Origin of the sequence: Bergeyella zoohelcum ATCC 43767 (assembly GCF_000301075.1) — a bacterium.
Lineage (GTDB): Bacteria > Bacteroidota > Bacteroidia > Flavobacteriales > Weeksellaceae > Bergeyella > Bergeyella zoohelcum.
In genome coordinates, this window is the sequence record NZ_JH932293.1 from 1148067 (window position 1) to 1163432 (window position 15366).

At 35.2% G+C, this 15366-nt stretch carries 9 protein-coding genes; 2 read left to right on the plus strand and 7 right to left on the minus strand.

All coding sequences use genetic code 11. The features are described from left to right. The first annotated feature begins 2 nt into the window (after positions 1–2). Positions 3–3263: a cytochrome c biogenesis protein CcsA gene (gene ccsA / locus HMPREF9699_RS05260; RefSeq protein WP_002663011.1), complete on the plus strand. Its 3261-nt coding sequence runs from the start codon at positions 3–5 to the stop codon at positions 3261–3263. 99 nt (positions 3264–3362) lie between these two features. Beyond that, positions 3363–4727 carry a histidine--tRNA ligase gene (hisS, locus tag HMPREF9699_RS05265; RefSeq protein ID WP_002663013.1) on the plus strand — a complete coding sequence of 455 codons (1365 nt, stop codon included), beginning with the start codon at positions 3363–3365 and terminating at the stop codon, positions 4725–4727. Positions 4728–4780: 53 nt separating this feature from the next. Here the strand turns inward: hisS and HMPREF9699_RS05270 are convergent, their stop codons facing one another. From HMPREF9699_RS05270 to HMPREF9699_RS05300, 7 genes are all read right to left on the minus strand, one after another. Beyond that, a complete protein-coding gene (locus HMPREF9699_RS05270; protein ID WP_002663017.1) occupies positions 4781–5758 on the minus strand; it encodes a deoxyhypusine synthase family protein in 978 nt (325 codons plus the stop codon). A gap of 95 nt (positions 5759–5853) precedes the next feature. Continuing rightward, on the minus strand, positions 5854–7245 hold the full coding sequence (locus HMPREF9699_RS05275) for a DUF4932 domain-containing protein (protein ID WP_002663018.1): 1392 nt from the start codon (positions 7243–7245) through the stop codon (positions 5854–5856). 70 nt (positions 7246–7315) lie between these two features. Continuing rightward, positions 7316–8647 (minus strand): phospholipase D-like domain-containing protein, encoded by a 1332-nt coding sequence (locus HMPREF9699_RS05280; protein ID WP_002663020.1) that lies wholly within the window; start codon positions 8645–8647, stop codon positions 7316–7318. Positions 8648–8650: 3 nt separating this feature from the next. Then, complete coding sequence (locus tag HMPREF9699_RS05285) at positions 8651–12046, minus strand: AAA domain-containing protein (protein ID WP_002663022.1); 3396 nt, start codon at positions 12044–12046, stop codon at positions 8651–8653. A gap of 493 nt (positions 12047–12539) precedes the next feature. Continuing rightward, complete coding sequence (locus HMPREF9699_RS05290; RefSeq protein WP_002663024.1) at positions 12540–13538, minus strand: virulence RhuM family protein; 999 nt, start codon at positions 13536–13538, stop codon at positions 12540–12542. A gap of 153 nt (positions 13539–13691) precedes the next feature. Beyond that, complete coding sequence (locus tag HMPREF9699_RS05295) at positions 13692–14393, minus strand: DUF6261 family protein (protein WP_002663026.1); 702 nt, start codon at positions 14391–14393, stop codon at positions 13692–13694. A gap of 343 nt (positions 14394–14736) precedes the next feature. Next, the gene (locus HMPREF9699_RS05300; protein WP_002663027.1) at positions 14737–15366 is read right to left on the minus strand and encodes an RloB family protein; all 630 of its coding nucleotides are present in this window, start codon (positions 15364–15366) and stop codon (positions 14737–14739) included.

Genomic DNA, 15366 nt, shown 5'->3' on the forward strand with positions numbered 1-15366 from the left:
TCATGAAAAAACTTCAAAATCTGCTCATTTCTACCCGTACCATGGCTGTCCTTATGGTCATCTACGCTGTAGCAATGGGCTATGCTACTTTCTTAGAAAATGACTACGGAACGCCTGCTGCCAAAGCACTGATATATGAGGCTTTTTGGTTTGAGATGGTGATGTTCTTATTGATACTCAATTTTATAGGGAACATCGTTCGCTATAGGCTTTGGACTAAGCAGAAATGGCCTATTATGGTCTTTCACCTAGCTTTCGTCTTTATGTTCATTGGTGGAGCCATTACTCGCTATATCAGTTTTGAAGGGCTGATGCTCATCAGAGAAGGGCAATCCTCTAACGAAATCATTACGGATAAAAATTTCTTCAAAATTCAAATCGAAGAGAAAGGAGATGTACTCGCTTTCCAAGATGTACCGTACATGATGTCTCCTGTACACAAAAATTTTAACGCTACCTATGATTTTAGAGGTAAAAAAATAGTAGTGAAAACTTTGGATTTTGTGCAAAGAAAAAAAGACAGCCTCATTGCCGATGAAAACGGTTTGGAGTATCTGCACTTTGTTACTGCGGGAGAGAATGGGAGAATCAATTATTTCCTGAAACCAGGTGAAACAAAATCTATTCAAGGGACTTTGGTTTCTTATAACAGACCAATAGAGGGAGCCATAGAATTTAAAAATGAAAATGGAAACCTCTTTATCAAAACACCTGTGGATGCAGAGTATATGGTGATGGCTACTCAACAAAAAGGAGCTACTAAAAAAGATGATTATCAGCCACTTTCACTTAGAAGTCTTTACACCATTAATGATATTAGAATTGTAGTACCTGAGGGATTAAAAAGAGGAACAATAAAGCAGTTTGAAGGCGATAAAAATAAGGATAAGGCACTTCCAGATGCACTTACGATTGAACTGCAAGGCTCTAAGACCAAACATATTGTAGAACTTCCTGTAGAGAAAGGAAACCCGAATTTATTCAAACAAATTACGCTGGATGGTCTCAATATCATGGTAGGTTTTGGCCCAAAAATTTATAATACACCTTTTGAAATTAAACTGGAGGACTTCGTTATGGAAACTTATCCTGGCTCTACCGCACCGAGTGCCTACGAAAGTCATGTGAAAATCATAGATGAAGGAAAAGAAACACCGTACAAGATTTATATGAATAATGTATTAGACCATAAGGGATATCGTTTCTTCCAGGCAGGCTTTGACCCTGATAGACAAGGGACACACCTCTCTGTAAACCATGATTATTGGGGAACGCTTGTTACTTACATTGGTTACTTTTTATTGTTTACCTCCATGTTTATGATTTTCTTTTGGAAAGGTACGCACTTCAGTAAGCTCAATGAGAGTCTTAAAAAACTCAATAAGAGAAATACAGCATTGCTATTGGCATTTTTATTTTCCATTACGGCTTCGGCTCAAACCATAGAAACACATGGTACAGATGACGGAAGTGGAACTAACAAAACACATACGCATGCAGATGGTACCGTACATCAAGGAGAACATCATGAGGATGCTCCTAAAGAGGAAACTAAAACGGTAGGGCAGATGATGCCAAAGATGAGAGAAATCTCCATTGATGAAATTGTTGCTCGTACTAAAATATCTAAGGAACATGCCAAACAGTTTGGTTATCTTTTGGTACAAAATATTGAAGGACGAATAGTTCCCATAAATACACAGGCACTAGATATCCTCAGAAGACTGCATAAAGGGGATAAAATCAAGGCAAGTAATGGAAATGTGCTTACTGCTGAACAGTTTTTCCTTTCTGCCAATACCGATGCAGCCTCTTGGGCGATGGTTCCTTTTATAAAAATCAATAAAGGAGGAGATGCACTAAGAAAAAAAGCAAAAACCAATGCCGATGGCTATACCAGCCTCATGAACCTATTCCCAGTGGATGCTCATGGAAATATGAAATACATCCTTGAAGAAGATTACCAAACGGCTTTTGCTAAAAAACCTGCAGAACAATCTACCTATGACCAAGCCGTAATAGAGCTGAATGATAGAGTACAAGCCTTTAATGGGCTTTTCAGTGGGCAATACATGCGTATCGTTCCCGTGAAGAATGACCCTAACCATACTTGGCACTCTTGGCTAGACCAAAATATGGAGCCTGATATGGAAAGCCAAAAAGTAATGGGGCCTTATTTTGCGGAAGTAGTCTTCGCACAGCAATCGGGGAAATGGGATAAAGCGAATGAACAGCTGAAAATCCTTTCCGATTACCAAAAGAAATGGGGAAAAACGGTAGTTCCTTCAGAAAATCAAATTCAGCTGGAGGTTTTACTTAATAATTTGAATATTAATTATATTCTTCTTGTTTTTTATGCCATCATCGGGACATTTTTGGTGGTTTTAGGATTCGTGGATTTATTTCAATCTAAAAAATGGATAAAATACATCATCCAATCGCTCATTGTCCTTGGAATGGTAGGGTGGTTTGCTCAGCTTTTGGGCTTAATCGGGAGGTGGTACATCTCTGGGCATGCACCGTGGAGCAATGGTTATGAAGCTATTATTTTTATCTCATGGGTAGGGATTACGGCCGGTATGGCATTGTACAGAAACTCCAATGCTTTGATTCCTGCTGCTGGTTTCTTGGTAGCGGTAATCATGATGGGCTTTGCACATGGAGGGTCTGCTTTGAATCCTCAGATTACGCCTTTGGTACCAGTGCTTAAATCATATTGGCTCATTATCCATGTAGCGATTATTACCGCCTCTTATGGTTTCTTTGGGCTTTCCTTTGTCATTGCGGTAATCTGTTTACTTTTTTATATCATCAGTGGTAAAACCATTTTTAAGAAGCATTATACTACCACCATTAAGGAGCTGACCATTGTTTCTGAAATGTCTCTCACCATAGGGCTGTATGCACTTACTGTGGGTACATTTTTAGGAGGAATATGGGCAAATGAATCTTGGGGAAGATACTGGAGCTGGGATCCAAAAGAAACTTGGGCGTTCATCTCTGTAATGGTTTATGCTTTTGTTCTTCACATGAGATTAGTGCCAGGACTTAGAGGTAACTGGGCATACCACACAGCAAGTATGTTTGCCATTTCCTCGGTGATTATGACTTATTTCGGGGTAAATTACTATCTCAGTGGATTGCATTCCTATGCGGCGGGGGACCCTATCCCTGTACCTCTTTGGGTATATTTAGGTACGGCAGGAATGTTCATCTTGGCGATAGCTTCTTACTTTAAGTTCAATCAATTAAAGAAAGGATAAAACAAAAAAAGCTACACCTGATACAGATAAGGGGTAGCTTTTTTGAATATGAAAATCAGTATTTCAAAGAAAAGTTTTTTTACATAAAAAATAAATAAAATGAAACCCAGTTTAGCGAAAGGAACACGAGATTTTACGGCCTTAGAAGTAGCCCGTAGAAGATATATTATCCATATTTTACAGAAAAATTTTGAGCTTTTTGGCTTTCAGCCTTTAGAAACGCCCAGCTTTGAAAACCTTTCTACACTCACGGGGAAGTATGGAGAAGAGGGAGATAGGCTCATATTTAAAATCTTAAACTCTGGAGATTTTTTAAACAAAATTTCCGAAGAAGAGCTTGCGGAGAAAAATGCAAAGAAATTAACGCCTAAAATTTCGGATAAAGCATTGCGGTATGACCTTACCGTACCTTTTGCCCGATTTGTAGCCATGCATCACGGACAGCTTAATTTTCCTTATAAACGCTATCAGATTCAGCCTGTTTGGCGTGCCGATAGACCTCAGAAAGGGCGATTTAGAGAATTTTATCAGTGTGATGCCGATGTGGTGGGCAGTGAAAGCATTTGGCAGGAAATAGAACTGGTGCAGCTGTATTTAAAATCTTTTTCTGAGCTCAATGTTCCTGTGGTGGTACATCTTAATAATAGAAAAATTCTTTCGGGACTTGCAGCGTATGCAGATATTTCTACACAACTTATTGATTTCACTGTGGCACTCGATAAGTTGGATAAAATAGGTAAAGAAGGAGTCATCCAAGAAATGAGAGCAAAAGGAATCTCTGATGCCGCGATACAAAAACTGGATTTTCTTTTTGATACTGAAAGAGATGATTTGGCTACTTTGGCACTTCTCAAAGAAAAATTCTCGGATATAGAGATAGGACGAGAGGGAGTAGATGAAGTATCGTTTGTCCTAAAACAATGTTTAGAGTTAGGCATCTCTGCGGAGCAATTAAAATTAGATATTACCCTTGCCCGTGGACTCGATTATTATACAGGAGCCATATTTGAAGTCAAAGCAAAAGGGGTACAGATAGGCTCCATTGGGGGAGGAGGAAGGTATGATAACCTTACCGAAGTTTTTGGGGTGAAAAATATTCCTGGTATAGGTATTTCCTTTGGGCTAGACCGTATTTACTTAGTGATGGAGGAGCTGGGGCTTTTCCCAAGTCATACCGAAGCTAATGTGAAATATATTTTTGCCAATTATGGAGAAAAAGAAGCCCTCTATGCATCTCAAATAATCATGCAACTAAGAAATAAAGGCATCTCTGCAGAGCTGTATCCTGAAGCAGCAAAGCTGAAAAAACAGTTTGCCTATGCAGAGAAAAAAGGAATACGCCATATTATTTTCATTGGTGAAAAAGAGATGGCTACGGCATCCGTTGCGGTAAAAAATCTCCTTACTGGTGAACAGACAGAGATGAAGGTGGAGGAGTTTATTCATCATGCCACTTCGCTGTAATAAAATAGGCTGCCTAAATGGGCAGCCTACTTTTTTAATGAATTCTATCGTTTTTAAGAATTTTCTAAAACATAGGTAAACATGAGCGGTGCACAGATGGTAGCATCAGATTCCACAATGAATTTCGGTGTAGTAATGTCTAACTTACCCCAAGTGATTTTCTCATTTGGTACTGCTCCCGAATATGAACCGTAAGAAGTAGTAGAGTCTGAGATTTGGCAGAAATAAGACCAGAAAGGTACATCGTGCATTTCTAAATCTTGGTAGAGCATAGGTACTACGCAGATAGGGAAATCTCCTGCAATACCTCCCCCGATTTGGAAGAAACCTACGCCTTTACCTCCGCAATTATTTCTATACCAATCTGCCAAGAAAGTCATATACTCAATTCCTGATTTCATGGTAGAAGGCTTCAGCTCCCCTTTGATGCAATAGCTGGCGAAGATATTTCCCATAGTAGAATCTTCCCACCCAGGTACCACGATAGGTAAGTTTTTTTCGGCAGCAGCCAACATCCATGAGTTTTCTTTCGGGATTTCATAGTATTGCTCTAATACACCCGAGAGAAGCATTTTATACATATATTCATGTGGGAAGTACCTTTCCCCTTTGACATCAGCATCTTTCCAAATTTCGTAGATATGTTTTTGGAGTCTTCTGAAAGCTTCCTCTTCTGGGATACAAGTATCGGTAACACGGTTAAGCCCTTTTTCTAATAAATCCCATTCATCTTGTGGGGTCAAATCACGGTAGTGTGGTACTCTTTTATAGTGAGAATGAGCTACGAGGTTCATTAAATCTTCCTCTAAATTCGCTCCCGTACAAGAGATGATGTCCACCTTATCCTGACGAATCATTTCTGCCAGTATTTTTCCCAGTTCTGCCGTGGACATGGCTCCTGCAAGGGTAATCATCATTTTTCCACCATCTTTCAGGTGTGCCACATAGCCCTTAGAAGCATCTACAAGAGCTGCAGCATTGAAATGTAGAAAATATTTTTCAACAAATTCCGTAATCGGTTTATTACTCATTTTTTTAATTTTTACAAAGATATGAAAATTTACCGTTCATTAATTAGTATAAAGGGAATCCCAAAAAAAGGAACGGGCAGTTCCGCTCCTTAAAATTACATTTTTTCAGATTCTTTTAATATGTATTGGTACAAATCTTTCATGCTTATGTTAGGATTTTCTTTGTATTTTGTGAGTAAAGCTCTGTTAAAAACTTTAAACCGATTGAATCCTCGGTCTTGTTCCATTTGTGCTTCCATTGATGGCAAGAATCCCAAAACTTCTTCTTCTGAATAATTGTCCCAAAGATACAGGCTGTACACTGCAAAAGTCATATACTCATTGAAAACCTTATATGCGTTGTTATAAGCTGTGGTAATTTCACTTTTTGCCCATGTTTCGCGATCTGCAAAAACCTTGTTTATATCTTCTATCATTGTGTCTGAAAGCGGATTTACATAATTGTGGTCTATCTCGGTAAAAACCACACGCCCTTGCTTGATTTCATTTTGAATGGGCGAAAGCCCTTGATCGTCTTCGGCTTTGCAGATAAACATAAAAGTTTGCGAAAGTCCGTTGTCTTCATAGCGAACCGTGGAATGAGCTCCCTGAACCAATGGTGAAAAATAAACCATATACGAGCCGTATCCGAAACCAAATTTTGCATCCAACCAGTTTTGCATTTTTTGAATAGGATTTAGACGCTTGTAATCAGAAATTAGTTGATTGTAATAGCTTTGATTGTCTTTATAAAATTGTCTGAAATTTGATTTTTGGGCAAAATCTGCAAAAACTTTCGCATCTTTCATGGGGTCAAAAGCAGTCCATCCTTTTGCCAATTGTTTTATATTACCACTATTGACGATGTTTCCTTTTTTGTCAAATTCATAGGCACAAGCATTCATCTTCAGACCGTAATAATAGTAATAATCCTTAATAGGAAACATATATTCATTAGACTCATTCAGTGCTACCTTGGTAATATACTTGTGAATGGTATCCATAGCCGGATGCTTGAGGTATGGGGCAAAATGTTTTTTGATACGCTTGAAATAATCGGTCTGTGTATCAAACATATTAGAGTCTTTTTCCGCATCGCTGTGTAGTGCCATGAGGATATTGACCAGTTCGCTCACCTCAGGAATGGCTACAAAGGTTTTTCCTTGATGTTTCTGAACATATTTTTTAGAAAAAGTAATATTGGGGGCTACTGCTTTTATTTGGGTACGGAGGGTATCGTTTTGAGCGTTTATAAACCAGATATCTGTAGGAATATTTCTTTCGAGACCGATGGTTTGTTGTTTTTTTCCATCGGATAGAGTGATTTTTATTTTCTTTTTGGTGGTTTCTATTTCTTTGATTTTTTCTTTATCGGAAGCCCAATTCCAAGTACTAATTTTTTTATCGGTTTTGATTTCCAAACTGTTTTTGTCCGTATTAAAAATTACTTGCCCATAGGAAAATTGCATTCCTAAAATCAGCATTGTAAGGGTAGTTTTTGTTGTCATAAATGATTTCGTTGTTTTTATAATAAGATGAACCACTTTCTGAAATGTTACAAATATATTCAAAATTCTGCTACGGTAATTTATATTCTACCAAGACATTTTTTCTTTTTCCTTGTACATTCTCTTTCACTAATATACTTGATTCATTCGCCACTTTTTCTCCTTCTTTCTTGTTAAAAGACAGAAAGTTAAAGCTTCCTTGTATATAATAATCATCATCTTTAATGACTAATTTACGATGCGTTCCTACTAATCTTCTTTCTCCAATTTTCTCAAAATGAGAAGGTAAATGAATCATTTTGAATAGGTTAAAATATTTTTCTTTCAACTTTTCTAATTTCTTAATCACTTCATAATGATGTTCATCATTATCTTTGATTCCGTAAAGAATGATGACTTCGACTTTATTTTTCAACAAGTTTTCTATATCATTTAAGTAATTAAGTGTTGCCTTTTTTATCCAAGGGCTCTCAATTAAAAGTTGTTTTTTGGCTGTTTTTAATGCCTCCTTAAATTTACTTTGAGTTTCCCAAATAGACAATTCAGAAACTAAATCGTTATCAGTAACTTTTTCCTGAAAAGAAGCAATTAATTCTGGTTCCTCTTCTTGAATTTCGGCTATTACATTTCTATCAGAATCAGATAGTTGATAAACTATAGTGGGATATTCTTCTTGTAGTGATTTGGTTAATTCTTTATTTAATGAAAGGTCATTGTCATTATTTCTAACTTCAATAAATGGGTCGTTTTCATTGTTATTGTTGGGTTTGTATTCCACCATTATAAACTTTCCGAATACTTTTTTGTCAAAAAGTATTTCTTCTTTTTCATAATCAACCAAATAAGATTCTTCTAAATGTTCTTCTTTATATACATCTTGAAGTTGCTGACTCTTTTCTTCCAACATTTTCACATCTTTGTGGCTAAAATCGAATTTAGGATCCAATCTTTTATATTCTTCCGAGTTGGCAGATGTTTTTATATTCTTTCTTGATATAATTTTGTTCGTGAAAACATCCAATAGAAAAGAAAATTCTTCCTTTTCTATTGATTTCAAAATGGTTGTATCTTGTAAAAATTTTTCACCTTGTGGAGTTATTAGCCATTTGTCTGAAATTAAATCAAGGAAACCTTTTTTTCTAAGATTGTAAAGTTCACGAATAATAAAATCATCTTTAGTTAGCCCTAGAAATTGTATCAAATCTTTTTCTGTATTGTATCCTATTTTAACTGTACGGAGCAAAACTGAATAAATCTGTTGAAGAGATTTTTCAGGAGATTTATTTACCAAAGCATTAATTTTCAACTCTCTGTATGGGTATAAGAAAGGAATTACCTCATTGATTTTATACTCAATAGAGCATTTTTCTTTTAATTTATCATATATGCTTTTTAAGTCCATTTTTTAAAAAATTTGTTCAATATTATTTACTCTCCACTCCTCTTTTATTGCTTTCAAATAATTTTGTAAAGCAACTTTTCCTGACGAATTATGTGATTTAGCTTGTAATAACCATTCGTAATTGCCTATAATGATAAGTAATTTCTTATGGCGAGATAGTGCTACATTGATTCGATTGGCATTGGCTAAAAATCCGAGTGTATTTTGGTTGCTACGAACCAAATCAAAAATAATAATATCTTTTTCAAGACCTTGAAACTTATCTACCACAGAAACCGCCACATCTTTCATTTTTATTCTTTTTAATTTATTAGAATAAAGTGGTTTCAAATTTTTATTAATTTCTCTAAGTTGAGCTTTGTAGCCTGTTATTACTCCAATAGAATAATTTTTAACCCTGTCGAAATTATCCAATTTTTGCAGTAATTGAGGAATAAGCTTAGCACTTACTCTATTTTTTGAGGAGCCATTACCATCTACTTCACTTCTTACGGCATTTCCTATATCCAAAAATATGATTGAACTATCTACCTTCAAATCAAGATTATGTTCTTGTTCTTTTGGTCTTTCCACTGGCTTAATAGCTTCATCTCCAAAAACTTCATAAAAATATTTTGAAGTGAGGTGTACAGCATCTTTTGGCATTCGTCTGCACTCTTCAAGCTGACTTTTATAATCTTCATCTATTTTTTTTATAATATTTTCAAAAAGACTTGGACGATTGAAATAATCCTCAAAATTTTTTATTTCATCTAAAATTTTAGCCTCATTTTTGTGTTTTTCTCGTAACCATTTTTCTACTTCTTTGTTTGAAGTAAGCATTGGTCTTAACTGTCTATGGTCACCCACTAAAACAGCATTATTACCCAAAACAAGTGGAATCAAAGACTCTGGAAGTGTGGCTTTCCCGCTTTCGTCCATAATCACATAATCAAACTCAAAATTATATTTAGCGTACTTTTTCGCAGCGATATGACTTGTAGTGGCTCCTATAACTCTAATGGTGTCAATCAGTTTTTGGTTGATTTGGCTTTTTTCATCTAATCCACTAACGACATTGCGCCAATCTTTATAAATGTTTTGTTTTTCAAAATAATCAGAAAATGCTAACCCTGTAAGTGCATCTAATGCTTGCAGAAAATCTTTTTCGGAAGTTAATTCTGTAATTAGAAGGTTATATTTTTTACTGAATTTCAATTGTTTTTCAATATCCTTGCTTTTCTCTTTCCAATTCTTATTGGAAGAAAGCGTTTCAAATATTTGCCTTAAATCTTTATTTAATTTTTGAGCAAAAGCATTTTTAATAGATTTCCAATTCTCTTCTGTTCGTTTTTTAACTTCTTCCTTCCAGCCCTCAATTTTTCGTTCAAGAGTGTGTTTTTGTAACGACAGCTTTGGTTTTCGCACACCACTTAATCGAATTAAAGGAATATTTTTTTCTAGCAAATTATCCAATACATTATCCACAGCGTCGTTCGTTTGTGAGGTAATCAGTATTTTCGCTCCTCTGTCTCTATTTAGTATTTGAAATACAATTTCGGTAATGACCGTAGTTTTTCCTGTTCCAGGAGGACCTTGAATTACTGTAAGAGGTTTTCTGTGAATTGCATTTACGATTGCTTTCCGCTGATTGTAGCTGTACTGATAAGATTTTCCATTTTTATCTGTTTGATAGACTTTTTCTAATTGAATATCTATATACTCACCTTCAAGTTTATCAGAATTAAATAGATAATGAATTAACTCAGTGCTTTGAACATCATTATTTCTGATTTTATTTAGTGCTTCTTGTTGGCGTTTTTTCTCTTCTTCTTGCCTACTAATATTCTCAAATAAGTAACCATTTTTAGGAATTTTATTAGAATCGATAAATTCACAATCTTTGAATTTTAATATTTTTCCTGATAAATTTGAATCACTATCCTTTTTAGCTTCTTTTTGGTTCTCAATTTTTTCAAAATCATATGCTGTACCCAAAAATTTTAAAGTGTCTTTTTTTATTTGTTTTTTATCGGCTGTACTGCTTAAAATATATTCAAATTCCTCAGGTTTAGGTGGCATTGATTTGTCTATGTGCGTATAAACCTGACTATCATCAGAATATTTTTCATTTTTAGCAATTTTAAACCAAATTTCATAATCATTTATTTTTTTATAATCGGTATATTGTAATCTCAATGAATTTTTATGAATAATTTCTAACTCTTTCTCTATAAGCTCTTTGTAGAAATCCAATTCTTTATAAATATTCTTTTTGATATTTCTATAAGAATTTTCAGCCTGTTTTTGTTTTAAGATTTTATCAAAGAAAGGTTTTAGTGAAAAGTAATTCTTTTCATAATAAATTGGTTCATATTTATCACAATAAATTGGTTTATATTTAAAAAGTACAGGAACTTCTAGTTTTATACCTCTCTGAATTGTTTTTTTATAATTTTCTTCTTGGTCTCCTTTCCAAACATAATCAGTTATGTGTAAATCTTCTTCTTCCAGTCTCCATAATGCCTGAAAATAGTAATTTTTTGTTGCAACATTTAATAAAATATTGTTTCCTCCTTTCGGACTTATGTCAAAAACAGGCTTAACTTCTTCATTATTTAACTCTCCTAAAAAATCAATTTTTGCTAAATTATTCCTAACTGAAATAGGAACAAGTTCTTCATCTTCAAGAGAATTACTTTCTATAATTTTAGAGATTTTGGTGTGTAACTCATGATAATTGGGTCTATCTGATGGTTTGTTTTTACAAATATCTTTAACTAAATCATCTATCAAACCAATATTCTCATATTTAAAATACCATTCAATAACTTTTCCAATGGAGTATACATCAGATTGATAAGGAAATCCTTTTTCAACTTCTTTGTTCCATTTTTCAGGAGCAGCGAACTCACGAGCGAAAACTTCTATTTCTTTGGCTTGACTTAGTGTTGTGGCAATATCTGTAATTCCAAAATCTATTAAATAGAAATTATAATCTTCATCTACCAGAATATTTTCGGGGGTAATATCTCCGTGCGAAATTCTATTTTTCAAATTAAGTTGTTGCAAACAATCTATAATCTGAAGTATGCCTCTTAAAAAGAAATTGGGATAATAATATTCCTCTTCAATATCCCATTTCAAAGTGTTAGCTTCTTGCTTATATTCAAAAATGATACAATAAGCCTTTTGAGTTTCATCCCACCCATATTCAATGACCTGAGGCAATACCTTATGTTTTGCCTTCTGCAAATTGCGAAGTTTGTCCGAAAGTATCCTGCTGGGTGTGCTATCTTTGTGTATGCCTCTCAGCCATTTTGCAAAGTAGTCTTCACCTCTTTCATTTTGAACAATTGCGATTGAAGAATAACCTCTTTCGTTTATTTCTGATAGTAGTTGGTATTTGTTGAGAATCATTTTAATGAAAATGTTTTATTCGTTACATCGGATTTTTAATTATTAAACATTGCTGAACTTTTATGTCTTGGTGTTTTGTTTACAAAATTTTGTATAATCAAATTTTATAAAAAATGATTGTCAGCTTTTTTTGGGTTTGTTTTTAATATACAAAAAATTAAGCTGTAATGAAATATTATTAGCTCAATATTCTAACAATTAAGGCAACTTATAAAAAACTTAAATTTTAGTGAATTTAAAACGAAAATTTGATTTATTACTCATTTTTTTTTATTTTTACAAAGCTATGAAAATTTACCGTTCATCAATTAGCATAAAGGGAATCCCAAAAAAGGAACGGGCAGTTCCGCTCCTTTTTTATCTGTCCGAAATATCGAAACAAATCGATTTGTTTTAAAATGTCGGAACGGCATCGATTCGTTTTAAATCTTCTATCGGAACGGCATCTATCCGTTTTAAAATGTCGGAACGAATATGTTCGTTCCCTACGGTTTCATTTTTTCCTGCTTTCTTTTTTGGCTTGTTTTTCTAATTGATGGAGGGTTTCTAGATAGCTTTCCTCTACGCTAGAAAGCGTTTTGGCGTTGTATTTTCGGTATTCGGTGAGGGCTTTTTCTTTGGCTTTTTCGGTGGAGATTTTTCCTGCATCGGTCAGTACTTTTCGCCCTGTGGAGGAGAGGATATTGTCTAGCTCTCGTGCATAATCTGCCATTTTCATTTCTCGCTCTTCGATGGCGTTGAGCTCTGCCAAATCAAAATACGCCGCTACCAAATTGTTGAGTACTTTGAGTTCTTGCTCTTTGAGGTAATTTTTGGCAATCATTGCTTCGGCTTGTGTGGGTTGTGAGCCTTTGAAATTCGTTAGCCCAGCAAAGGGTTTGTCGCTATCTACGCGATAATAAATCACTTCGCTTGCGGTGTTGCCGTGTGCGGCGTAGTGGAGTTTGTTCTGCACGATTTTGAAAAAATCTTGACTCACTTTGCTCTTGGGGTCGTAGTCGGTAGCGGTGGCGTACAAGTCCAATACTTGCCGATACATTACTTTTTCGGACGAACGAATATCGCGGATTCTGTCTAAAAGTTCTTTCCAATGATTGCCACCGCCGAGGTTTTTCAGGCGTTCGTCATTGAGGGTAAAGCCTTTTACGATGTATTCTTTGAGACGCTCTGTAGCCCAAATACGGAATTTGGTAGCAATGTGAGATTTGATACGATACCCTAAGGAGATAATCATATCAAGGTTGTAATGCACTACATTGTAGGTTTTGCCATCGGTGGCAGTTGTTCGGAATTTCCGAACAACTGAATTTTCCTGCAATTCTCCTTCCTCAAATATATGACTAATATGCTCACTTACATTCGATTTACTTGTTTGGTAAAGCTCTACTAATTGCTGTTGAGTAAGCCAAATATTTTCGTCTTCCAAACGCACTTTCAGCTGGTTGTCTTCTGTGGTTTGGTAGATAATCGTTTTTTGGGTAGGATTTTCCATAGGTACCTTGTTTTAAAAAATTGTCCTTTATAATCAGGCAAATATACCGAAAAAAGGAACGGATAGTTCCGCTCCTTTTTTATCTGTCCGAAATATTGGAACGCATCTATCCGTTTTAAAATGTCGGAACGAATATATTCGTTCCCTACCGTTTTATTTTTTCTTGCTTCGGGCTTTGACTACCTCGTTCATATCGTTGATGATTTTTTCTACTTCGTGGACAAATTTTTGGTATTTTTCGGTGTCGGAAAGGTGCATGGCTACGAGGTATGGAATCAGTTTTTTGTTGATAAGTTCCAAAAGCGGTTTTCTTAGGCTACTGGCAGTGGCTTTGCTTTGCTGCTTGGCAAAAGCTGTTTCGTAAGCACGACGCACCTGCCCAAAATGTTCTTGTGCTGTGCGAATCCCTGCTATCGCCTCGCTCACTCCCGAAAGTGCTGTGATGGAAGCCTGCACCTCATCTGCTGAAAAATCCATGAGCAATGAATCTACAAGGTTGGACTGGCTGGAATAGTTTTCTGTGGTGATTTTCACACCGTATTTTTGGAAAATTTCCGAGAGTCTCTCGCCGTGTGGTTTTAGACTCTCTACGGGGATTACCTCATAGGCTTTGAGGAGTTTGCCTAGCACGCGAATGGCCTCGTCTCTTTGGGCATCGGCCTCTTCTAGCTGAGACACGGCTTTGTATCGCTTTACAGCTTCGGTAAGGGCAGTGCCTTGGGTTTCCAATTCTGTAAAAGTTGATTTCAGAAAGGCATCGTCTTGCAGGGTAGCAGTTGCTTGGTAAAGGTCTACTAAACGGTTGGCTACATCGCCCACTTCGGTAATTCTGGATTGATAATTTAATGGCTTCATAATAATATTTGTTAAATGTTAATGTTTGAATGGTTCATCATAGTGAAAAGGGGCATTTTATTTCTTTTCTGCCTTTTCACTTTAGTGAAAGAGCTACTTATAGCTAAAGGAATGATTTCACTCCAGTGAAATACCTACCTAGTTATCTTTTCTTTCTTTTCACTGCAGTCAGAGGGCTTCTTTTATTTGTTTTCTCCCTTTTTACTAAATTTTTATTTCTGATTTATACTACTGATTGCCAAATATAATGAATATTTTTAATGATTAAGGAAAATAAAAAAAGTTATCCGATTTTTTTGGATAACCTTGGGAAATATATTTTTGAAATATCTTTTATTTAAGTTTAAAAATATTCTTTTAGTTCATCCGAATGGAAAAGCAATTCCATCTCGCACATTGTTTTTTGAGGATTTTGAGGGTCGAAATTTCCAAGAGATTTGGCGTTTTCTAAAGCAGTTGATAGATACTCTTTGAGTTTTAAGTAAATATCTTGATTTTTTGTGAAAAAGTCTTCTGTTTTTTCGTATCCCTCTATATACTTTTTCAATTCCTTTTCTGCATTAGAGCAAGAATTAAATGTTTTTGTAGTTTTTATATAGTGAAGCAGAAACCAATATTCAAGACAAGGATTATTGACAATAACAACGACTTTTTTATTTTTGAGTAGCTTGTTTCTGTAGTTTATAAACTTCTCACTTGGTTTTTGGTTTCCTTTTTTGGCTTCTCTATCTTCTTTGAGAATGGTATCAAAATCAATAATCCAAAAAACTTTGTCAAATTCCTCTTCGGCTAATTTACATACCTTATTGTATTGCTGCTCTATGCTTTTTTTCTGTGGAATTTCAGGTTTTATTTTCACTCGTATTTGTCGTTTATTTCGTTTGAGCATTTGCAAATACCAGAACTCGGTATCTCCATCAACTACCACAGCAAAAGTGGGATTGGTTTTGGGTGTCCTTCTATTACTTTTCAT

Coding starts and splice junctions, on each gene's coding strand:
- ccsA (WP_002663011.1), top strand. CDS start 3: ATGAAAAAACTTCAAAATCTGCTCATTTCTACCCGTACCATGGCTGTC.
- hisS (WP_002663013.1), top strand. CDS start 3,363: ATGAAACCCAGTTTAGCGAAAGGAACACGAGATTTTACGGCCTTAGAA.
- HMPREF9699_RS05270 (WP_002663017.1), bottom strand. CDS start 5,758: ATGAGTAATAAACCGATTACGGAATTTGTTGAAAAATATTTTCTACAT.
- HMPREF9699_RS05275 (WP_002663018.1), bottom strand. CDS start 7,245: ATGACAACAAAAACTACCCTTACAATGCTGATTTTAGGAATGCAATTT.
- HMPREF9699_RS05280 (WP_002663020.1), bottom strand. CDS start 8,647: ATGGACTTAAAAAGCATATATGATAAATTAAAAGAAAAATGCTCTATT.
- HMPREF9699_RS05285 (WP_002663022.1), bottom strand. CDS start 12,046: ATGATTCTCAACAAATACCAACTACTATCAGAAATAAACGAAAGAGGT.
- HMPREF9699_RS05290 (WP_002663024.1), bottom strand. CDS start 13,538: ATGGAAAATCCTACCCAAAAAACGATTATCTACCAAACCACAGAAGAC.
- HMPREF9699_RS05295 (WP_002663026.1), bottom strand. CDS start 14,393: ATGAAGCCATTAAATTATCAATCCAGAATTACCGAAGTGGGCGATGTA.
- HMPREF9699_RS05300 (WP_002663027.1), bottom strand. CDS start 15,366: ATGAAAAGTAATAGAAGGACACCCAAAACCAATCCCACTTTTGCTGTG.